Origin of the sequence: Pseudomonas sp. B6001 (assembly GCF_013386015.1) — a bacterium.
Classification (GTDB): domain Bacteria; phylum Pseudomonadota; class Gammaproteobacteria; order Pseudomonadales; family Pseudomonadaceae; genus Aquipseudomonas.
Genome location: NZ_JACAOX010000018.1, coordinates 185,821 through 205,632, shown reverse-complemented (window position 1 = coordinate 205,632; position 19,812 = coordinate 185,821). Strand labels below are relative to the sequence as shown.

Below are 19,812 nucleotides of genomic sequence, written 5' to 3'. Positions count from 1 at the left end.
GCGTCCTTCAAGCAGATTTCGGGATGAGGCGCTCAAACAGCGCCTCCAGTGTATTAAAGCGTTCTTCGGCGCGTTCCATCGGCACCATGAATTTGAACAGCGTAGCCCCTTCGAACTTGTAGCGATTGGGCTGGCCCTGAATCAGCTTGATCAGCACCAGTGGGTCCACCGGCGTCTGCGCTTCGAATTCGATACGCCCACCTTGCGGCCCGGCGTCGACCTTCTTGATGCCCAGTTGCTCGGCCTGCAGTTTGAGCAGGGTCAGGCGCACCAGGTTCTTGGTCGGCTCCGGCAACAGGCCGAAGCGATCGATCATCTCCACTTGAAGGTCCTTGAGACCTTCTTCGTCGGTGGCCGAGGCGATGCGCTTGTACAGGATCAGTCGCGCGTGCACATCCGGCAGGTAGTCTTCGGGGATCAGCGCCGGCAGGCGCAGGTTGATCTCCGGGCCGCCACCCAGCGGTTGGTCGAGGTTCGGTTGTTCGCCCTTGCGGATGGACTTCACTGCGCGCTCGAGCATTTCCATATACAGGGTGAAGCCGACGGCCTGGATCTGCCCGCTCTGGCCATCGCCCAGCAGTTCGCCGGCGCCGCGGATTTCCAGGTCGTTGGTGGCCAGCACAAAGCCGGCGCCGAGGTCCTGGGTGTTGGCGATCGCTTCCAGGCGCTTCTCGGCGTCGGAAGTGATCTGCTGGCGCGGCGGTGTCAGCAGATAGGCATACGCCTGGTGGTGACTGCGCCCGACCCGGCCGCGCAGCTGGTGCAGCTGCGCCAGGCCGAACTTGTCGGCGCGCTCGATGATGATGGTGTTGGCGCTCGGCACGTCGATGCCGGTCTCGATGATGGTCGAGGCGATCAGCACGTTGAAGCGCTTGTGATAGAAGTCGCTCATTACCTGTTCGAGTTCGCGCTCGCGCATCTGCCCGTGGCCGATGGCGATCCGTGCTTCCGGCACCAGTTCGGCGAGGTCGGCGGCGCATTTCTCGATGGTTTTTACATCGTTGTGCAGGTAGTACACCTGGCCGCCGCGCAGCAACTCGCGCAGCAGGGCTTCCTTGACCGTGCTTTTGTTCTGCTCCATGACGAAGGTGCGCACCGACAACCGGCGCGCCGGCGGCGTGGCGATGATCGACAGGTCGCGCATGCCCGACACCGCCATGTTCAGCGTGCGCGGAATCGGCGTGGCGGTGAGCGTCAGGATGTCGACTTCACTGCGCAGGGCCTTGAGCTGTTCTTTCTGGCGAACCCCGAAGCGGTGCTCTTCGTCGATGATCACCAGCCCGAGGTTCTTGATCTTCACGTCATCCGACAGCAGCTTGTGAGTGCCGATGACAATGTCGATCTTGCCTTCCGCCAGGTCGGCGATGGCCGCATTCACTTCCTTGGCCGATTTGAAGCGGCTCATCACCTCCACAGTCACCGGCCAGTCGGCAAAGCGGTCGCGAAAGCTGTTGTAGTGCTGCTGGGCGAGCAGGGTGGTGGGGACGAGGATCGCCACTTGGCGGCCACCGTGCACCGCAATAAACGCTGCGCGCATTGCCACTTCGGTCTTGCCGAAGCCCACGTCGCCGCACACCAGGCGGTCCATCGGCTTGGGCGCCAGCATGTCGGCGCGCACGGCGTCGATGGTGGTTTGCTGGTCCGGGGTTTCTTCGAAGGCGAAGCCGGCGCTGAAGGTGGCGTAGTCGGCTTTTGGGTCGGCAAACGCATAACCTTCGCGGGCGGCGCGGCGGGCATAGATGTCGAGCAACTCGGCGGCCACATCGCGTACCTGTTCGGCGGCCTTGCGCTTGGCTTTCTGCCAGGTCTCGGAGCCCAGGCGGTGCAACGGCGCGAGGGCGTCGTCGCTGCCGGTGTAGCGGGCGATCAGGTGCAGGTTGGCCACGGGCACATAAAGCTTGGCGCCCTCGGCGTATTCCATGGTGAGGAATTCGGCCACCTGGTTGTCGATCTCCAGGGTCTGCAGGCCCAGGTAACGGCCCACGCCGTGGTCGATATGCACCACCGGCGCGCCTTCGCGCAGCTCGGTGAGGTTCTTGATCACCGCATCGTTGTTGGCATCGGCGCGCTTTTCCCGGCGGCGGCGCTGCATCACCCGCTGACCGAACAGCGGGCTCTCGGCAATCAGTGCCAGGGCCGGGTCGTCCAGCAGCAGCCCTTCGTCCAGCGGTGCGATGGTGATCGCCAGGCGATCCTTGCTCGCGACAAAGTCCGGCCAGCTGTCGACGGTTTTCGGCCGCAGCTTCAGGCGTTCCAACAGCTCCAGCAGCACCTCGCGGCGCCCGGCGGACTCGGCGGTAAACAGCACGCGGCCGGGGAAGTCACCGAGGAAATTCGACAGTGCTTCCAGCGGCTGGTTGGCCTTGGCTTCAATCGCCAGGTTCGGCAGCGCTTGCGCCGGGAAGCGCTCGCGGCCGGCGCCTGCATCCACGTCCTGCTGGCTGGCGACTACCCGCGGCCAGTTTTTCAGGCGGGCGAAGCAGTCTTCCACCGGCAGGAACAGCTCGGCCGGTGGCAATAAAGGACGGGACGGGTCGACGCGGCGTTCTTCATAACGGTTGCGCACGTCATTCCAGAAATTCTCCGCTGCCTGTTCGATGCCTGGCAGCGAGAACACCTGGGTATCCTGGGGCAGGTAATCGAAGAGCGTGGAGGTTTCGTCGAAGAACAGCGGCAGGTAGTACTCGATACCGGCGGGGGTAATCCCGCTGCTCAAGTCCTGGAAGATCGGGCAGCGACGGAAATCCACGTCGAAGCGCTCGCGGAAACGTGCCTTGAAGCGCGTGACCGCGTCTTTTTGCAGCGGGAACTCCCGGGCCGGCAGCAGCTTGATCGACTGCACCTTGTCGATGGAGCGCTGGTTTTCCGGATCGAAGGTGCGCAGGGTTTCGATTTCGTCGTCGAACAGGTCGATCCGGTAGGGCAGTTTGCTGCCCATCGGGAACAGGTCGATCAACGCGCCACGCACGGCGAACTCACCGTGCTCGTACACCGTGTCGACGCAGCGATAGCCGCTGGCCTCAAGCCGGGTGCGCATTTGCTCCACATCGAGCTTCTGGCCGATATCCAGCACCAGGCTGCTGCCCAGCAGGAACTTGGTCGGTGCCAAGCGGTGCAGGGCCGTGGTGATCGGCACCACCAGCACGCCGTGGGCCAGTTCCGGCAAGCGGTACAGGCTGGCGATGCGCTGGGAAATGATGTCCTGGTGCGGCGAGAACAGATCGTAGGGCAGGGTTTCCCAGTCCGGGAAATGCAGTACCGGCAAATCGGGGGCGAAGAAACTCAGCTCCTGTTCCAGCCGCTCGGCACTTTGGCTGTCGGCGGTGAGCAGCAGGGTAAAGCGCTTGGCAGCGCTGGCAGCCTCGGCGATGGCCAGGCTCAGGGCGGCACCGGGCAGATTGCCCCAGTGCTGTTTACCTGCCGCGGCAGGGAGAAGCGGTAGACGCAGAACGGGCACGGAAGGTTGAGCTCCAAGCGTTGCGACAAAGTCGGTAATTGTAACGGCCCGGAGTGCCGCCTGTCAGTTGCTGACTGAGCCTATTACGGTTTGTAGGAAATGTAGTGGCTAAGACAAACAAAGGTGCCTTTTGACTCATTATGTAGTGCCGAAATCGGTGTATGTTTCGGAGGGTTACGGACACTTTGTCACATTGGTCCAACAGGGGGTGCGCTGGAAGCCGCGTATTTACTGGGCTGCAGAGGGGCGATATTTTTTTGCAAGGGGTTTTGTTGCGGGCCGCGCATTGCTCCGAGGGCGGTCGGGCGGCATAATGTAGCCCCTTTTTTCTGCCCCTACATGTGGAAGGTTCCCGTGACTCAGAAGCCCGACCAGTGTCTTGGTGAATGGATCGACCGTGAAGCACTCGCTGAAGCGATGATTCCGCTTATCGGTCAGCTATACCGCAATAACAACGTGGTGAGCTCGATCTATGGCCGCAGCCTGATCAACCAATCAGTCATCGCGATTCTCAAGGCTCATCGCTTTGCTCGCCATCGTTCTGCCGACGATAGCGAACTCTCCGTCCACGAAACATTCCCTCTGCTTAAAGCCATGAGCGAGCTCAAGCTCGGCGCGGCTTCGGTAGACCTGGGCAAGCTGGCCTATAAATTCCGCAAGGAAGGCGCTGGCCGCACCGCCGAGCAGTTCGTACGTGAAGAAATGGCCGACGTGGTTGGCCAGCAAAACGCCGCAGCCCGCAAAGGCACCGACGTTGTGCTGTACGGTTTCGGTCGTATCGGCCGCCTGCTGGCGCGCATCCTGATCGAAAAAACCGGTGGCGGCGACGGCCTGCGCCTGCGTGCCATCGTGGTGCGTAAAGGTGCTGAAAACGACCTGACCAAGCGCGCGAGCCTGCTGCGTCGTGACTCGGTCCACGGTCCGTTCAACGGCACCATCGTCATCGACGAAGAAAACAACACCATCACCGCCAACGGTAACCTGATCCAGGTGATCTACGCGAAGAACCCATCTGAGGTGGATTACACCCAGTACGGCATCAAGGACGCACTGCTGGTGGACAACACCGGTGTGTGGCGTGATGCCGAGGGCCTGGGCCAGCACCTGGCGTGCCCGGGTATCGACCGCGTTGTCCTGACTGCGCCTGGCAAGGGCAAGCTGAAGAACATCGTGCACGGCATCAACCACGGTGAAATCACCGCTGACGACAAGATCGTGTCCGCCGCTTCCTGCACCACCAACGCCATCGTGCCGGTGCTGAAGGCTGTGAATGACAAGTTCGGCATCGTTAACGGTCACGTTGAAACGGTTCACTCGTACACCAACGACCAGAACCTGATCGACAACTTCCACAAGGGCGATCGCCGTGGCCGTAGCGCCGCGCTGAACATGGTGATCACCGAGACCGGTGCTGCCACCGCTGCTGCCAAGGCCCTGCCTGAGCTGGCCGGCAAGCTGACCGGTAACGCGATCCGTGTGCCGACGCCGAACGTGTCGATGGCCATTCTCAACCTGAACCTTGAGAAAGCCGCCACCCGTGAAGAGATGAACGAGTACCTGCGCTACATGGCGCTGCACTCCGATCTGCACAAGCAAATCGACTTCGTCAATTCGCAGGAAGTGGTTTCCACCGACTTCGTGGGCTCGCGCCACGCCGGTGTGGTGGACGCTGAAGCGACCATCACTCAAGACAACCGCGTTGTTCTGTACGTCTGGTACGACAACGAATTCGGTTACAGCTGCCAGGTGGTTCGTGTGATGGAAGACATGGCCGGGGTTAACCCGCCAGCATTCCCGCGCTAAGCATCAGCGGTAAATGAAAAAGCCCCGACTGGTTCGGGGCTTTTTTATGTCTGTTGTTTTTGTGTTGCTTGTACCGGCCTCATCGCAGGCAAGCCCGCTCCCACATTTTGATTTGTGAATACATTTCAAATGTGGGAGCGGGCTTGCTCGCGAAAGCGGCCTATCAAGCGCCGCCGACTATCGAAGCCTGCGCGGTACGCAGTTCATGCCGGTTGCCCTTGAACAGGATCAATGTGGCGATCAAGCCCAGCACCGCCGCGCCGCTGAGCCAGATGCCCGGTGCGGCCTTGTTGTCCAGCACGTGGATCAGGTAGGTACACGCCGCTGGTGTGAAACCACCAAAGGTCGCCGTTGCCAGGCTATAGGCCAGGGAGAAGCCGGTGGTGCGCACTTCTACCGGCATGATCTCGGTCAGCGCTACAACCATCGCGCCGTTGTACGAGCCATACAGGAACGACAGCCAGAGCAGCACGATCAGCAGATGGCTGAAACTCGGGTTGGCCACCAGCCAGGACAGCGCTGGATAAGCGGTGAGGATCGCCAGAATAGTCGCCCCCAGCAGCAGGGGCTTACGCCCGATCTTGTCGGACACCGCCCCCATCACCGGCAGCCAGATGAAGTTCGAGATGCCCACGCACACGGTGACCAGCAGCGCGTCGAAGTCCGAAAGGTGCAGTTCGGCCTTGCCGAAGGTCGGGGTGTAGGCGGTGATCAGGTAGAACGACACGGTGGTCATCACCACCAGCGCCATGCCGGCGATGACGATGCCGAAGTTCTGGCCGATCGAGCGGACGATTTCCTGCAGGGTAGGGCGGTGTTTACGCGCCTGGAATTCCGGGGTTTCTTCCAGGGAGCGACGAATCACGAAGATCACCGGCACGATCAGGCAGCCGATCAGGAACGGCACGCGCCAGCCCCAGTCACCCATTTCTTCCGGGCTGAGCCAGTGGTTGAGGCCTACACCCAGCAGGCCGGCGAATACCACGGCGGCTTGCTGGCTAGCGGACTGCCAGCTGACGAAGAAGCCTTTGCGGCCTGGAGTGGCGATTTCCGCCAGGTACACCGACACGCCACCCAGCTCGACACCGGCGGAGAAACCTTGCAGCAGGCGGCCGAACAGCACCAGCAGCGGCGCCGCGACACCCAGGGTGGCATACCCGGGAACGCAGGCGATCAGCACGGTACCGGCGGCCATCATCGCCAGGGTGATCACCAGGCCCTTTTTACGGCCGTGACGGTCGATATAGGCACCGAGGAAAATCGCGCCCAGCGGACGCATCAGGAACCCGGCACCAAAGGTCGCCAGGGACAGCATCAGGGACGCGAACGCGCTGTCGGTGGGGAAAAATGTCTTGGCAATGGCCGTGGCGTAGAAGCCGTAGACCATGAAGTCGAACATCTCAAGGAAGTTACCGCTGACAACGCGAAAGATCGCCTTGCCCTTGCCCGTTGTAGTGGACATGTCATGCACTCATTTTGGCTATCTTATTAGTAATCCCTGGTCGCAACCGTCCTTGCTGTTGAAGCTCTGGCACGAGGCTGGCGCTGAACAGTTTTGTAACGATATGTGTATAAGCCACCACAGGCAACAAAAAACCGATAGCAAGCTGGCAAATTGCCGCAGGCCTCCCGGTGATGAAAATCCAATGCGGGAGCGGGCTTGTTCGCGAATGCGGTGTGTCAGTCAGCTTATGAGCCACTGACACACCGCATTCGCGAGCAAGCCCGCTCCCACAGGGTTTTTGCGATCAGTTGAGGAGGGTGTTACGCAGGCTGTCGGACAAGCCTTTTGGTGCCAGCCAGATTCCCAGGTAAGCCTTGGCCAGCTCGTCATTGCGACTGCTGAACACCACCGTGCCGTTGATTTCCAGGTTCAGGCCGCGCTGAGGCTGGAAGTCCAGCGCATAACGGTCGCCGCTGCGGATGTTGCGGAAGCTTTTGTGCAATTGATCCAGTTCAGGCTTCAGGCGGGCGAGGGTGGCGGGTGTTTGCTGACGTTCGAGGGTGGCAGTGGCGGCCTTGATCACATCGTTGCGGTCGATATCGCGAAAGTAATACAGCTCCAGGCGCAGGTCTTTTTGCTGATCCAGGGCTTGTTTGGCGCTCAGGTCAGCCGGGGCGAACAATGCCGCCGCATAGACGTCTGCCCACAGGTAGGTCAGGACGGCCTGGTTTTTCAGCACCAGTTGATGAGATTGCGGCGGAAAATCGGCTTGTTTGAGGCGATCAGCCTCATTCGCCAGAACCGGGACCGAAAACATCAGCAATAAACAAATGACGACATGCTTCATAATGGCCAGTCCTGAAAAGGTGCTTGCCTACAGGTTAATTCAATAACGAGCGCCGTGTAGTAAAGGCAAAACTGGCCTACGACGCGACCAAGGGTTAATGTGCGCGACGTTGAGCGTTCTATAGACTGTGCCCCGGCTCACACACTTGAGCCACATTGATCCTTCATGACCGCTGGCCGCGGCATGATTTAGCCAGGCGTCCAACCGTGCGCCCTGGCCTGTTCTGAGGAGTACGCATGGCTGTCTACAACTACGACGTGGTGGTACTGGGTTCCGGCCCAGCTGGAGAAGGTGCGGCGATGAACGCCGCCAAAGCAGGGCGCAAGGTGGCGATGGTCGATAGCCGTCGCCAGGTCGGCGGTAACTGCACCCACCTGGGTACCATCCCGTCCAAGGCCTTGCGTCACTCGGTGCGCCAGATCATGCAGTTCAACACCAACCCGATGTTCCGGGCCATTGGTGAGCCGCGCTGGTTCTCGTTCCCGGACGTGCTCAAGAGCGCTGAAAAAGTCATTTCCAAACAGGTTGCCTCGCGTACCGGCTTCTATGCCCGTAACCGCGTCGACCTGTTCTTCGGCACCGGCAGCTTCGCCGACGAGCAAACCGTCGAAGTGGTCTGCGCCAACGGCGTGGTCGAGAAGCTGGTAGCCAAGCACATCATCATCGCCACCGGCTCGCGTCCGTATCGCCCGGCGGATATCGATTTCCACCACCCGCGTATCTACGATAGCGACACCATCCTCAGCCTGGGCCACACCCCGCGCAAACTGATCATCTACGGCGCCGGCGTGATCGGCTGTGAATACGCCTCGATCTTCAGCGGCCTGGGTGTATTGGTCGAGCTGGTGGATAACCGCGACCAGTTGCTGAGCTTCCTCGACTCGGAAATTTCCCAGGCGTTGAGTTACCACTTCAGCAACAACAACATCACCGTGCGCCACAACGAAGAGTACGAGCGGGTCGAAGGCCTGGACAACGGTGTGATCCTGCACCTGAAATCCGGCAAGAAGATCAAGGCCGACGCCTTGCTGTGGTGCAACGGCCGTACCGGCAACACCGACAAGCTGGGCATGGAAAACATCGGTGTGAAGGTCAACAGCCGTGGCCAGATCGAAGTCGACGAGAACTACCGCACCTGCGTACCGAACATCTACGGTGCCGGTGACGTGATCGGCTGGCCAAGCCTGGCCAGTGCCGCCCATGACCAGGGCCGCTCGGCCGCTGGCAGCATTGTCGACAACGGCAGCTGGCGCTACGTCAACGACGTGCCGACCGGGATCTACACGATTCCCGAGATCAGCTCGATCGGCAAGAACGAGCACGAACTGACCAAGGCCAAGGTGCCTTATGAAGTCGGCAAGGCGTTCTTCAAGAGCATGGCGCGTGCGCAGATCGCCGGTGAGCCCCAGGGCATGCTGAAGATCCTGTTCCACCGCGAGACTCTGGAAGTGCTGGGCGTGCATTGCTTCGGCTATCAGGCGTCGGAGATCGTGCACATCGGCCAGGCGATCATGAACCAGCCGGGTGAGCTGAATACCCTCAAGTATTTCGTCAACACCACGTTCAACTACCCGACCATGGCTGAAGCCTATCGGGTAGCGGCCTACGACGGCCTCAACCGGCTTTTTTGAGCGGCTCCGGCCGGTGGCCTGAGCCGGCCGGGGAGACCGATTTCAGTAATTCCCGAGGGTGGCAGTGGCCAAACCGGGAAAGTCTGTAATCAGGCTATCTACGCCGAAGTCGGCGAGCCTGCGCATCAGCGCGGGTTCGTTGACGGTCCACACGGACACGTGCAAACCCTGGCGCTGGGCTTTTTCCAGACGCTCAGGGGTGCACAACGTCCAGTTCAACGCCAGAATCTCACAGCCATAGTTGGCCGCGACCTTCAACGGGTCGAGCCAGGCGTATTCGGCTACCAGCCCGCGGGACAGGTCCGGGGTGAGGTCCAGCGCCGCTTTCAACACTTCCCGCGAGCTTGAGGTCACGGTGACCTTGTCCATCAGCCCGAAACGCTGAGCCATTTCCCGGATCGCCAGCACGGTGGTTGCCGCGCGGGTGCGCGATGCGCTTTTGACTTCCAGTTGCCAGTGGTCGAAGTCGCACTGTTCGAACAGCTCTTCCAGGCGCGGGATCGGGCAAGGGTTGACCCAGCCCGGGCCGCCTTTGCGCGCGTCCATCTTCACCAGGTCGGCGGCTGAATACTCGACGACCTTGCCGCGCCGGTCGGTGGTGCGCTTGAGCGTCGGGTCGTGGATGACCATCAGCTCGCCGTCCATGGACAGGTGCAAATCCAGTTCGCAGCGGCGCACGCCGTGCTTGAGGCATTCCTGGAAGCTGGTCAGGGTGTTTTCCGGTGCTTCGCCTTTGGCACCGCGGTGGCCATAAATCAGGGTCACAGTTGCTCCTTTACGCCAGGGTTCCTGGCTGGATGGATGACGCGACGCGCCATTCAATGATCGTATTCAGGTGTCGGATTCGTCGCTTTTTTCCCGCGCCAGGCGCCGTTCCTGGGCCTGTTTCTGCAGGATATAGCGTGCCAGCAACTGGCGTTGGGCATCGGTCATGGCTTCGAATTCCGTGCCGATTTCAAAGCCACCGGTCTTGGCATCGCAATGGGTCACCTTGGCTCGCAGCAACAGCCCGAGGGCTTGCGGCATCAGCACCAGCTTGACCGCCAGGTGGCTGTCGGGCTGGATCGCCGTGGGGTTCAGAAATTCGATGCCGCCTTCGGAGATGACCACGGGCTGCGGCGTACCGATCTCGCCCAGCAGGCTTTGCGCCATGATCTGGCTGAGCAAATCCATGCGTTTGTTCTGCACTTTGAGGAAGGCGGCCAGGGTGCGGTCCCGCTCGCCGATCTGGCGCAGCAAGTGCTGGGATTCAAATTCACTCAGGTGCAACTCGCTGAGCAGATTGAACAGCGGCGAATCATCCAGCAACACTTCCTTGCTCAGCGCTTCCGGGCCCGACAGTGGGGTAATTTCCAGTGCGATCATGTCCTCGATACGGTAGTATTCGCGGCGATCTTCTTCATCTAATGTCGACATGGCGAACCCAAGGCAGCGGTGATGGTCTGAGTGTAAAGCTGCTTACCTGACCCCGCCACAAGGACGTCTTCTTTTCCTCCGAACAAGCCCCGACATGTTCAGACCTCTCTTCGTATTTATTGGCACGCGTTATACCCGTGCAAAACGTCGCAATCATTTTGTGTCGTTCATTTCCCTGACCTCGATGATCGGGCTCGCCCTTGGCGTTGTCGTGATGATTGTGGTGCTGTCGGTGATGAACGGCTTCGATCATGAGATGCGTACCCGCGTGCTGGGCATGGTGCCCCACGCGACCATCGAGTCGGGTGAGCCCATCAGCGACTGGCAAAGCCTGGCCGCGAAGGTCAAGCAGAACCCCAAAGTGCTGGCGGTTGCGCCCTTCACCCAGATGCAGGGCCTGTTGACCAACGACGGCAAGGTGCAGAAAGTCCTGCTCAATGCCATCGACCCGGCGCAGGAACGCAATGTCTCGATCATCGATAACTTCATGCAACAGGGCAAACTGGACGACTTGTCGCCCGGCAGCTTTGGCATCGCTATCGGTGACAAGGCGGCGGCCAAGCTCGGCGTGGGCATCGGCGACAAGCTGACCTTCGTCGCGCCGGAAGTCACCGTGACTCCGGCGGGCATGTTCCCGCGCATGAAGCGCTTTACCGTGATCGGCATCTTCCATGTCGGCGCCGGTGAGATCGACGGCTACCTTGGCCTGACCAACCTGACCGACCTGGCCCGCCTGCATCGCTGGAAGCCGGACCAGGTCCAGGGCTTGCGCCTGAAATTCAACGACCTGTTCGACGCGCCGCGTACCTCGTGGGAAATCGCCCAGCACCTGGGTGAAAACCAGTACTACGCCCGCGACTGGACCCGTACCCACGGCAACCTGTACCAGGCCATCCGCATGGAAAAAGCCATGATCGGCTTGCTGTTGCTGCTGATTGTCGCCGTCGCCGCCTTCAACATCATCTCCACTCTGGTGATGGTGGTGAACGACAAGAAGGGCGACATCGCGATCCTGCGCACCCTTGGCGCCACGCCGGGGCAGATCATGGCGATCTTCATGGTCCAGGGCACGGTGATCGGCGTCGTCGGCACCTTGATCGGCACCGTGGTGGGGATTCTCGCCGCGCTGAACGTCAGCGCGGCTATCGCCGGGCTGGAAGTGTTGATCGGCCACAAATTCTTGAACTCCGACGTCTACTTCATCGACTACTTGCCGTCCCAGGTGCAGAGCCAGGACGTATTGATGGTCGGCGGCGCCGCGTTGGTCCTGAGTTTCCTTGCCACCCTGTATCCAGCCTGGCGCGCGGCACGTACCCAGCCGGCGCAGGCTTTACGTTATGAGTGAATCGGGCATGAGTGAAAAAGCAATCCTGAGCTGCCGCAACCTGGGCAAATCCTACGAGGAAGGCCCGGAGTCCGTGGTGGTGCTGTCCAACCTGCAGCTGGAACTGCACCCGGGCGAACGCGTGGCGATCGTCGGCAGTTCCGGTTCCGGTAAAAGTACCTTGCTCAACCTGTTGGGCGGCCTTGATACGCCGTCCCAGGGCAGCGTCTGGCTGGCCGGCGAAGAGTTGTCGGCCCTGGGCGAGAAGGCCCGTGGCCAGTTGCGCAACCGTTCGCTGGGTTTTGTGTACCAGTTCCACCACTTGCTGCCCGAGTTCACCGCCCTGGAAAACGTCTGCATGCCGCTGTTGATCGGCAAGACCGCGATCCCGGAAGCACGCCAGCGTGCCCAGGCGTTGCTGGAGCGCGTCGGCCTGGGCCATCGCCTGGAGCACAAGCCGGCTGAGTTGTCCGGCGGCGAGCGCCAGCGTGTGGCGATTGCCCGTGCCCTGGTCAACAACCCGGGCCTGGTGATGCTCGACGAGCCGACCGGCAACCTCGACTCCCATACCGCCCAGGGCATCAAGGACTTGATGCTGGAGTTGAGCACCCAGATGCGCACTGCGTTCCTGGTGGTGACCCATGACATGAGCATGGCCCGCCAGATGGACCGTGTGTTGCACCTGCAGGAAGGTCATCTGGTCGCCATCTGACCTGTTTCAAGCCCGGCGCCCGGCGCCGGGTTTTCTATTTTTTCAACGGTGCCCGCGAATGTTCAGACCGTTATCGATTTTCATCGGCACGCGCTATACCCGCGCCAAGCGCCGCAACCGTTTTGTTTCGTTTATCTCGATGACCTCGATGATCGGCCTCGCCCTCGGCGTGCTGGCGATGATCGTGGTGTTGTCGGTAATGAACGGTTTCCAGCGGGAAATGAGTTCACGCATCCTTGGCATGGTGCCCCACGCGACCATCGTTGGCGTGAAGCCGATCAGCGACTGGAAGCCGGTGGCGGATGCCGCGATGAAGAATCCGGAAGTCACTGCTGCCGTACCGTTCACACAGATGGACGGCATGCTCTCCTACAAGGGCGCGATGCAGCCGATCGAGATCAGTGGCGTTGATCCGGCCCAGGAAGGCAAGGTGTCGATCGTGGCCCAGCACATCGTCCAGGGCCATCTGGAAGACCTGAAGCCGGGCGAGTTCGGTGTGGTGATCGGCGAAATCACCGCCCGGCGTTTTCGCCTGAACGTCGGTGACAAGCTGACCCTGATCGTGCCGGAAATCAGCAGTGCGCCCGGTGGCATCACCCCGCGTATGCAGCGTTTGAACGTGGTGGGTGTGTTCAAGGTGGGCGCGGAGCTGGATGGCTCCATGGCCCTGATCCACATGGCCGACGCCGCCGAGATACAGCATTGGGAGCCGAACCAGGTGCAAAGCGTGCGCCTGGCGGTGAAAGACTTGTATGCCGCACCCAAGGTCTCGGCGGATATCGCCGCCAGCCTCGGCGCCGACTACAAGGCCGACGACTGGACCCACACCCAGGGCAGCCTGTTCAGCGCGATGAAGATGGAAAAAACCATGATCGGCCTGCTGTTGCTGATGATCGTCGCGGTGGCGGCGTTCAACATCATCGCGACCTTGATCATGGTGGTGAACGACAAGGGCGCCGACATTGCGATCCTGCGCACCATCGGCGCCACGCCACGGCAGATCATGGCGATCTTCATGGTGCAGGGTACGGTGATCGGGATCGTCGGTACCTTGATCGGTGGCATCCTCGGCGTGATTGCGGCGCTGAACGTCAGTGAACTGGTTGGGTGGCTGGAACGGGTCACCGGGCAGCATATCTTCAGTTCGGACGTGTATTTCGTCAGCAACCTGCCTTCGCAGTTGCAGGGTGGGGATGTGTTGCTGATTTGCTCGGCGGGGTTTGTGTTGAGCTTTTTGGCGACCATCTATCCGGCGTATCGGGCGGCGAAGATTGAGCCGGCGCATGCCCTCAGGTATTCGTAATTCTTAAGACCGCCTTCGCGAGCAAGCCCGCTCCCACATTTTGACCGCGTTCTTCCTGAATGCACTCGGTCAAAATGTGGGAGCGGGCTTGCTCGCGAAAGGGCCGCTACAGCTTGCATCAATACCCCTGCGGCAACTCCATCACAAACCTCGCCCATCCCGCCCCCGACTCACAGAAAATCCGCCCCCCATGGGCCCGCACAATCGACTGGGTAATCGCCAAACCCAGCCCCGCATGCTCGCTGCTCCCTTCATGACGCGCCGGATCTGCCCGGTAAAAGCGGTCAAACAACCGTGGCAACAATGCCTCGGGAATGCCTTCCCCGGTGTTTTCCACACTCAGCGTCACGCCTTGCATCCCCTCGACAATCCGCACGCTGACTTCGCCACCCGGCGGGGTGAACCGCAACGCGTTATCCAGCAGGTTGGAAATCGCCCGGCGCAACATGCTGCGGTCACCTGAAGTGCTGGCGTTGCCTTCCCGAACCAGCCGCACCTGGACGTCCTCCGCCAGCGGCGCGAAAAACTCCAGCAATGCCTCCACCTCGTCCGCCAGCACCAGGGTTTCGCGCTTGGGCACCAGCAGCCCATGGTCCGCCTTGGCCAGGTACAGCATGTCGTTGACCAACTGCGCCATCCATTGCAGTTCTTCCAGGTTGCTGTGCAGGGCTTCGCGGTAGTCCTCCAGCGCCCGTGGCTGCGTGAGGATGACTTGGGTCTGTGTCAGCAAATTCGACAGTGGCGTGCGCAGTTCATGGGCGATGTCGGCAGAAAACGCCGAAAGGCGCTGGAAGGCATCGTCCAGGCGGCCAAGCATCGCGTTGAAGGACTGGGCGAGTTCCGCCAGTTCGGCGGGCATTTGTTCCTGGGGCAGGCGCTGGGTCAGGGAGTGGGCAGACACGCCGCTGGCGACTTCGCTCATGCGTCGCAGTGGCCGCAACCCGCTGCGGGCGGCCCAGGCGCCGAGCAGGGCGGTGGCCAGGGCGGAAAGGCCGACGGTCAGCCAGATCAGATGCTGCATGCGTTGCAGGAAGTGTTGGTGATGGGTGATGTCGAGCATCAGCGTCAGGCGTGGCGAGTCAGCGTTTCCAGGAATCAGCGGCGCGTTGTACACGCGGTAATCGGTGCCGGCGTTCTGCACGCTGTGCAGGCCAGGCGCCTGGGGCAGGGTGATGCCGGGAGCGCCGTCGAACCAGCGCTGATCGCCTGCGGTGATGCGCAAGGCCAGGTCAGGCTGGCGATTGAGTTCTTCTCGCAGCGTTGTTTCTCGTAAGGCAAATCGTTCTGGCGTGTCGGCACCTTGCAATGTGCTGCGCAGCGCTATCAGCTTGCCGTCGAGCAACTGCTGGTCCAGCTCGATAAAGTGCGCCTCGCTGGCATGGTTGAACAGTACGCCCGCCAGCAGCGAAACCACGGCGGTACAGCCAGCAAACAGCAGTGCCAGGCGGCTGGTCAGGGAAATCCGTTTCATCAACTGAACCGCTCCTCAAGCACGTAGCCCATGCCGCGCACGGTGTGGATCAACTTGTTGGGGAAGTTATCGTCGACCTTCAGGCGCAGGCGGCGGATCGCGACTTCGATGATGTTGGTATCGCTGTCGAAGTTCATGTCCCACACCTGAGAGGCAATCAGCGACTTGGGCAGTACTTCGCCCTGGCGCCGCAGCAGCAGTTCCAGCAGGGAAAACTCCTTGGCCGTCAGGTCGATGCGCTGGCCGTCGCGCTCTACCCGGCGGCGGATCAGGTCCATGCGCAGGTCGGCCAGTTGCAGGCTGGTTTCCTGGGGTGGGCTGCTGCCACGGCGTAACAGGCTACGCACCCGGGCCAGCAGTTCGGAGAAGGCGAAGGGCTTGACCAGGTAATCGTCGGCGCCCAGTTCCAGGCCATGCACCCGGTCTTCCACGGCGTCCCGCGCGGTGAGGAACAGTACCGGCATGTCGAGCCCGGCGTTGCGTACGGCCTGGAGGATCTGCCAGCCATCGCGACCTGGCAGCATCACATCGAGGATCAACAGGTCGTAGTCACCGGTCAGCGCCAGGTGCTGGCCGGTGGTGCCGTCGGCCACCAGTTCGGTGTTGAACCCGGCCTCGGCCAGGCCCTGGCGCAGGTAGTGGCCGGTTTTCGGTTGGTCTTCGACGATCAGCAGTTTCATGGGCGGCTCATGGTTTTACGGGAACACAGACTTTATACAGCGCAGGTCCGGCGGCAGGCTCAAGCTGACAAAGTTGTAATCTGGCCGTCAGCTGGCTGGCAGCGGCGCGTTCGTAAAGTGTCCCACAGACTGATTCCGAACCTTTGGAGTGTGAGCATGTTTTTGCGTAAATCCTGGCTGTTGGCTGGCTGCCTGATGGCGCTGAGTCTTCCGGCGCTGGCTTCCCCGGCTGAAACCTTCGCCTTCGGTGAGGCTGCGCCCGCCGCCAAGGCCACGCGCACGGTGGAAGTGGTGCTGCAGGACATTTCCTTTTCGCCCAAGGCTATTGATGTAAAAGCCGGTGAGACTGTGCGCTTTGTGCTGGTCAACAAAGGCCAGTTGCTTCATGAATTCAACCTTGGCGATGCCGCCATGCACGCAGCGCATCAGAAAGAGATGCTGCAGATGCAGGCCAGCGGCATGCTGACGGCGACCGGCATGGGCAAAATGGACCACAGTGCGATGGGGCATGGTGATATGGCAGGCATGAAACACGACGACCCCAACAGCGTGTTGGTAGAGCCAGGCAAGACCGCCGAGCTGACCTGGACCTTCACCAAGGCCACCGGCTTGGAGTTTGCCTGCAACATTCCGGGGCATTACCAGGCGGGCATGGTCGGCAAGCTGACCGTCAGCCAGTAAGCCATTGACGGGCAAAGGCGGGTAGAATGGCGGCGTTTATTTAGCCAGGTTTCCGCCATGCATCCCGCAGCCGAACATTCGCCGCTGGGCAAGTCCAGTGAATACATCTCCACCTACACCCCGTCGTTGCTGTTCCCGATTCCTCGCGCCGCCAAGTGGGCCGAGCTGGGCCTGAGTGCCGAGACCCTGCCGTATAAAGGCGTGGATTTCTGGAACTGCTTCGAACTGTCCTGGCTGCTGCCATCCGGCAAACCCGTGGTGGCCATCGGTGAATTCAGTATCCCGGCCGACTCGCCGAACATCATCGAGTCGAAGTCGTTCAAGTTGTACCTCAACTCGCTGAACCAAACCGCGTTTGCCGATGTGCAAAGCCTTGAAGCGACGTTGCGCACCGACCTGAGTGCCGCGGCCGGCAAGCCGGTTGGCGTGCGCATCCGCAGCCTGGGCGAGGTTGAAGCCGAAGGCGTGGTCGCGTTGCCGGGTGTGTGCATTGATGACCTGGACATTACCGTCAGCAACTACGAGCACCCGCGCCCGGAACTGTTGCGTTGCGACGATTCGCGCGTGGTGGAGGAGAGCGTCCACAGTCATCTGCTCAAGTCCAACTGCCCGGTGACCAGCCAGCCTGACTGGGGCAGTGTGGCGGTGGAGTACCGCGGCGCGGCGCTGGATCATGCCAGCCTGCTGGAATACCTGGTGAGCTTCCGCCAGCACTCGGACTTCCATGAACAGTGCGTGGAGCGGATCTTTCTCGACCTGCAGCGCTTGCTCAAGCCGGAGAAACTGACGGTGTATGCGCGCTATGTGCGGCGTGGCGGGCTCGATATCAACCCGTACCGCAGTACGGAAGATCTGCAGTTCCAGAACCTGCGCCTGGCTCGACAGTAGCCTTCACCCAAAATAAATGTGGGAGCGGGCTTGCTCGCGAAAGCGGTGTATCAGCCAGCATATGTATCAGCTGACGGACCGCATTCGCGAGCAAGCCCGCTCCCACATTTGATAGGTGTCGGGCTATTAAATCCCGATGTTGCCCAGGGTCACCACAATATTGCGCAAGGTCCCGGCAATGCCCGGGTGCTCCAGTTCGAAGCGTTCTACCGCCAGGTTCACACCGTCGGCGATGCTTGGATCCTGAATGGCACCTTCCAGTGGCTCCTGAACTTCCAGTTCAGCAATCAAGTCTCGCAGCTCTTCGCGCTGTTCGAGGGGCATTTCTGGATTCTGATCCAATTGCTCGCGCAAAATTTTGACCTGTTCTTGCAGTTGTTCGCGGGCAGGCATGGCGTTCTTCCTTTTATCGATAGGCACTGACATAGACCGCGGCACGCCGGGAAAGGTCTATGGGCTGACCTGTAGATTAATCCACTGGCGCCTACTGTGCATGATCTCGATCAGGGCTTCTCGCCCTTGAGCTGGCGCAGGCTGATGTCGGCCAGGCAGGTCTGCAGTTCGCCCAGGTGGTCAATCACCGAGTGCACGCCCAGGCCATAGAGCGCGACAGTGGCTTTGGCGCGCTTATGCTCGCGTTCCTTCTCGGTGAGTGCTTGCCATTGCTGCGGCGAAAGCCCGCACAATGAGCCACAGGATGCCAGGCCAATGGTCCACAGCCCGGCATTGAGCCCCGATTGCAGCAGGCGTGGCTCGCCGCTGACCAGGACGCAGCCTTCCAGGCGTTCGATATTCAGTTCCATCAGGGCCTGCCAGCAGGCGTGAGGCGCCGGCCAGCGGGTGGAGGAGGGCTTGGCAGCCTTGATCCAGCGGGGTAGCCCGGCGGCCAGCGGTGTGGAAACCGACGCCGGCAACTCGTCCAGCCATGCACAAGGGACGCGCTGTTCTTCGAGGCTGCGCAGGATCTTCAGAGCGCCGACAGTGGCATGGGTATCGCTGGAAGGCGCGGAATCGGCGCGGGCCTGGGAACCAAAGTCCACCAGGCAGCCACTAAGCCCGAACAGTACGGCCGTCAAGGACGGGGTGCTGGCACTAACAATCTCGGCGTGTGGCATTTCGACGTCCCTGAAATAGCAGTGACGCTACCGGACTTGGGTGACAAGCAAGTTACACCCGCAGCAATTGTAGGAATTTTGTGCATTTGCTGAATGACATTTCTGCAAGGCTGCCTAATCTGACACTTCCGTCATATACTGACGGCCTCATTCAGGGCATAGCGCCCATGACAGACCATTCAAGGAGTTCAAGCTATGCGCTGGAGCCAATGTCTAGCTCAGCTGTCCGTATGTGCGAGTATTTTGCTGGTTCCTTTCGTAGCCCAGGCGGCCTCGGAAGATGATCCATGGGAAAGCGTCAACCGCCCGATCTTCACCTTCAACGATACCGTTGATACCTATGCCCTCAAGCCATTGGCTCAAGGCTATCAGTTCGTGACCCCGCAGTTCGTGCAGGACGGGATCCACAACTTCTTCCGCAACATCGGCGACGTCGGCAACTTTGCCAACGACGTGCTGCAACTCAAGCCCCACGCTGCAGGCGTCGACACTGCTCGCTTGCTGATGAACACCACGTTCGGCGTGCTGGGTTTCGTTGATGTCGGCACCAAAATGGGGCTGCAACGCAACGACGAAGACTTCGGCCAGACTCTCGGCTACTGGGGCGTCGACAGCGGTCCTTACGTGATGCTGCCACTGCTGGGCCCAAGCACCCTGCGTGACGCACCGTCCAAGTATGTGGACAGCTACACCCAGCCATACCGCTACATGAACGATATCGGCTGGCGCAACAGCACCTTCGGCCTGAATATCGTCGACACGCGTGCCAGCCTGCTGTCCTCCGAGAAGCTGATCAGCGGCGACAAATACACCTTCATCCGCAACGCCTACTTGCAGAACCGTGAGTTTAAGGTCAAGGATGGCAAGGTTGTAGACGACTTTTAAGCCCCAGGCTTGAAAGAAGAAGGCGGCCCTCGGGTCGCCTTTTTTGTGGGCGGCATTCGAGGTTTATCCGTGGGTTACGTGCTTACTTTAAGTCGCGGTTTTATGCGTTCTTATAACTACTGGTGATTTGCGATGTAAAGACGCCCGGCGACCAT

At 60.7% G+C, this 19,812-nt stretch carries 17 protein-coding genes; 8 read left to right on the top strand and 9 right to left on the bottom strand.

What is annotated here, in order from left to right; genetic code table 11:
- Nucleotides 1-7: 7 nt before the first annotated feature.
- The gene (gene mfd, locus HX821_RS20675) at nt 8-3,457 is read right to left on the bottom strand and encodes a transcription-repair coupling factor (protein ID WP_003218956.1); all 3,450 of its coding nucleotides are present in this window, start codon (nt 3,455-3,457) and stop codon (nt 8-10) included.
- A gap of 339 nt (nt 3,458-3,796) precedes the next feature.
- Here mfd and HX821_RS20670 point away from each other — a divergent pair, with 339 nt between their 5' ends.
- Nucleotides 3,797-5,260: a glyceraldehyde-3-phosphate dehydrogenase gene (locus tag HX821_RS20670; RefSeq protein WP_023659083.1), complete on the top strand. Its 1,464-nt coding sequence runs from the start codon at nt 3,797-3,799 to the stop codon at nt 5,258-5,260.
- Nucleotides 5,261-5,423: 163 nt separating this feature from the next.
- On the opposite strand, the gene HX821_RS20665 is transcribed toward HX821_RS20670, so the two are convergent.
- Both HX821_RS20665 and HX821_RS20660 read right to left on the bottom strand, forming a co-directional pair.
- Nucleotides 5,424-6,722, bottom strand: a complete 1,299-nt coding sequence (locus HX821_RS20665) for an MFS transporter (protein ID WP_177036330.1) — start codon at nt 6,720-6,722, stop codon at nt 5,424-5,426.
- Between the two features lie 286 nt (nt 6,723-7,008).
- On the bottom strand, nt 7,009-7,551 hold the full coding sequence (locus tag HX821_RS20660; protein WP_102605707.1) for a chalcone isomerase family protein: 543 nt from the start codon (nt 7,549-7,551) through the stop codon (nt 7,009-7,011).
- A gap of 236 nt (nt 7,552-7,787) precedes the next feature.
- Between HX821_RS20660 and sthA the strand changes: the two genes are divergently transcribed.
- Nucleotides 7,788-9,182, top strand: coding sequence for a Si-specific NAD(P)(+) transhydrogenase (gene sthA / locus HX821_RS20655; protein WP_003218947.1), 1,395 nt, complete (start codon nt 7,788-7,790; stop codon nt 9,180-9,182).
- Nucleotides 9,183-9,224: 42 nt separating this feature from the next.
- Here sthA and HX821_RS20650 read toward each other — a convergent pair whose 3' ends face one another.
- Together HX821_RS20650 and HX821_RS20645 are read right to left on the bottom strand one after the other, a co-directional pair.
- The gene (locus HX821_RS20650) at nt 9,225-9,947 is read right to left on the bottom strand and encodes a glycerophosphodiester phosphodiesterase family protein (protein WP_003218946.1); all 723 of its coding nucleotides are present in this window, start codon (nt 9,945-9,947) and stop codon (nt 9,225-9,227) included.
- Nucleotides 9,948-10,013: 66 nt separating this feature from the next.
- Nucleotides 10,014-10,598: a PilZ domain-containing protein gene (locus tag HX821_RS20645; RefSeq protein ID WP_003218944.1), complete on the bottom strand. Its 585-nt coding sequence runs from the start codon at nt 10,596-10,598 to the stop codon at nt 10,014-10,016.
- Between the two features lie 94 nt (nt 10,599-10,692).
- Here HX821_RS20645 and HX821_RS20640 point away from each other — a divergent pair, with 94 nt between their 5' ends.
- The 3 genes from HX821_RS20640 to HX821_RS20630 are packed head-to-tail and all read left to right on the top strand — an operon-like array spanning nt 10,693 to nt 13,937.
- The gene (locus HX821_RS20640) at nt 10,693-11,943 is read left to right on the top strand and encodes a lipoprotein-releasing ABC transporter permease subunit (RefSeq protein WP_177036329.1); all 1,251 of its coding nucleotides are present in this window, start codon (nt 10,693-10,695) and stop codon (nt 11,941-11,943) included.
- 7 nt (nt 11,944-11,950) lie between these two features.
- A complete protein-coding gene (gene lolD / locus HX821_RS20635; protein ID WP_003218941.1) occupies nt 11,951-12,634 on the top strand; it encodes a lipoprotein-releasing ABC transporter ATP-binding protein LolD in 684 nt (227 codons plus the stop codon).
- 58 nt (nt 12,635-12,692) lie between these two features.
- Nucleotides 12,693-13,937 carry a lipoprotein-releasing ABC transporter permease subunit gene (locus HX821_RS20630; RefSeq protein WP_177022893.1) on the top strand — a complete coding sequence of 415 codons (1,245 nt, stop codon included), beginning with the start codon at nt 12,693-12,695 and terminating at the stop codon, nt 13,935-13,937.
- A gap of 118 nt (nt 13,938-14,055) precedes the next feature.
- Here HX821_RS20630 and HX821_RS20625 read toward each other — a convergent pair whose 3' ends face one another.
- Nucleotides 14,056-15,408, bottom strand: coding sequence for a heavy metal sensor histidine kinase (locus tag HX821_RS20625; RefSeq protein WP_177036328.1), 1,353 nt, complete (start codon nt 15,406-15,408; stop codon nt 14,056-14,058).
- A complete protein-coding gene (locus tag HX821_RS20620; RefSeq protein ID WP_076017250.1) occupies nt 15,408-16,088 on the bottom strand; it encodes a heavy metal response regulator transcription factor in 681 nt (226 codons plus the stop codon). The genes HX821_RS20625 and HX821_RS20620 overlap by 1 nt, the downstream gene beginning before the upstream one ends.
- Before the next feature lie 156 nt (nt 16,089-16,244).
- Here HX821_RS20620 and HX821_RS20615 point away from each other — a divergent pair, with 156 nt between their 5' ends.
- Both HX821_RS20615 and queF read left to right on the top strand, forming a co-directional pair.
- Nucleotides 16,245-16,769, top strand: coding sequence for a plastocyanin/azurin family copper-binding protein (locus HX821_RS20615; RefSeq protein ID WP_177036327.1), 525 nt, complete (start codon nt 16,245-16,247; stop codon nt 16,767-16,769).
- 57 nt (nt 16,770-16,826) lie between these two features.
- Nucleotides 16,827-17,657: an NADPH-dependent 7-cyano-7-deazaguanine reductase QueF gene (gene queF, locus HX821_RS20610; protein WP_076017252.1), complete on the top strand. Its 831-nt coding sequence runs from the start codon at nt 16,827-16,829 to the stop codon at nt 17,655-17,657.
- Between the two features lie 126 nt (nt 17,658-17,783).
- Here the strand turns inward: queF and HX821_RS20605 are convergent, their stop codons facing one another.
- Nucleotides 17,784-18,050, bottom strand: a complete 267-nt coding sequence (locus tag HX821_RS20605) for a DUF4404 family protein (protein WP_008437612.1) — start codon at nt 18,048-18,050, stop codon at nt 17,784-17,786.
- A 110-nt stretch (nt 18,051-18,160) separates the two neighbouring features.
- Nucleotides 18,161-18,772 carry a hypothetical protein gene (locus HX821_RS20600; protein ID WP_008437613.1) on the bottom strand — a complete coding sequence of 204 codons (612 nt, stop codon included), beginning with the start codon at nt 18,770-18,772 and terminating at the stop codon, nt 18,161-18,163.
- Nucleotides 18,773-18,967: 195 nt separating this feature from the next.
- Between HX821_RS20600 and HX821_RS20595 the strand changes: the two genes are divergently transcribed.
- Nucleotides 18,968-19,657, top strand: coding sequence for a VacJ family lipoprotein (locus HX821_RS20595; RefSeq protein ID WP_008437615.1), 690 nt, complete (start codon nt 18,968-18,970; stop codon nt 19,655-19,657).
- Nucleotides 19,658-19,812 lie beyond the last annotated feature (155 nt).

Excerpts from the sequence above, each read along its gene's own strand:
- HX821_RS20615 (WP_177036327.1), top strand. The coding sequence starts at position 16,245 with ATGTTTTTGCGTAAATCCTGGCTGTTGGCTGGCTGCCTGATGGCGCTG.
- HX821_RS20670 (WP_023659083.1), top strand. The coding sequence starts at position 3,797 with ATGTGGAAGGTTCCCGTGACTCAGAAGCCCGACCAGTGTCTTGGTGAA.
- HX821_RS20665 (WP_177036330.1), bottom strand. The coding sequence starts at position 6,722 with ATGTCCACTACAACGGGCAAGGGCAAGGCGATCTTTCGCGTTGTCAGC.
- queF (WP_076017252.1), top strand. The coding sequence starts at position 16,827 with ATGCATCCCGCAGCCGAACATTCGCCGCTGGGCAAGTCCAGTGAATAC.
- HX821_RS20600 (WP_008437613.1), bottom strand. The coding sequence starts at position 18,772 with ATGCCACACGCCGAGATTGTTAGTGCCAGCACCCCGTCCTTGACGGCC.
- HX821_RS20645 (WP_003218944.1), bottom strand. The coding sequence starts at position 10,598 with ATGTCGACATTAGATGAAGAAGATCGCCGCGAATACTACCGTATCGAG.
- HX821_RS20620 (WP_076017250.1), bottom strand. The coding sequence starts at position 16,088 with ATGAAACTGCTGATCGTCGAAGACCAACCGAAAACCGGCCACTACCTG.
- HX821_RS20640 (WP_177036329.1), top strand. The coding sequence starts at position 10,693 with ATGTTCAGACCTCTCTTCGTATTTATTGGCACGCGTTATACCCGTGCA.
- HX821_RS20605 (WP_008437612.1), bottom strand. The coding sequence starts at position 18,050 with ATGCCTGCCCGCGAACAACTGCAAGAACAGGTCAAAATTTTGCGCGAG.
- lolD (WP_003218941.1), top strand. The coding sequence starts at position 11,951 with ATGAGTGAAAAAGCAATCCTGAGCTGCCGCAACCTGGGCAAATCCTAC.
- HX821_RS20660 (WP_102605707.1), bottom strand. The coding sequence starts at position 7,551 with ATGAAGCATGTCGTCATTTGTTTATTGCTGATGTTTTCGGTCCCGGTT.
- HX821_RS20595 (WP_008437615.1), top strand. The coding sequence starts at position 18,968 with ATGCGCTGGAGCCAATGTCTAGCTCAGCTGTCCGTATGTGCGAGTATT.
- HX821_RS20625 (WP_177036328.1), bottom strand. The coding sequence starts at position 15,408 with ATGAAACGGATTTCCCTGACCAGCCGCCTGGCACTGCTGTTTGCTGGC.
- HX821_RS20630 (WP_177022893.1), top strand. The coding sequence starts at position 12,693 with ATGTTCAGACCGTTATCGATTTTCATCGGCACGCGCTATACCCGCGCC.
- sthA (WP_003218947.1), top strand. The coding sequence starts at position 7,788 with ATGGCTGTCTACAACTACGACGTGGTGGTACTGGGTTCCGGCCCAGCT.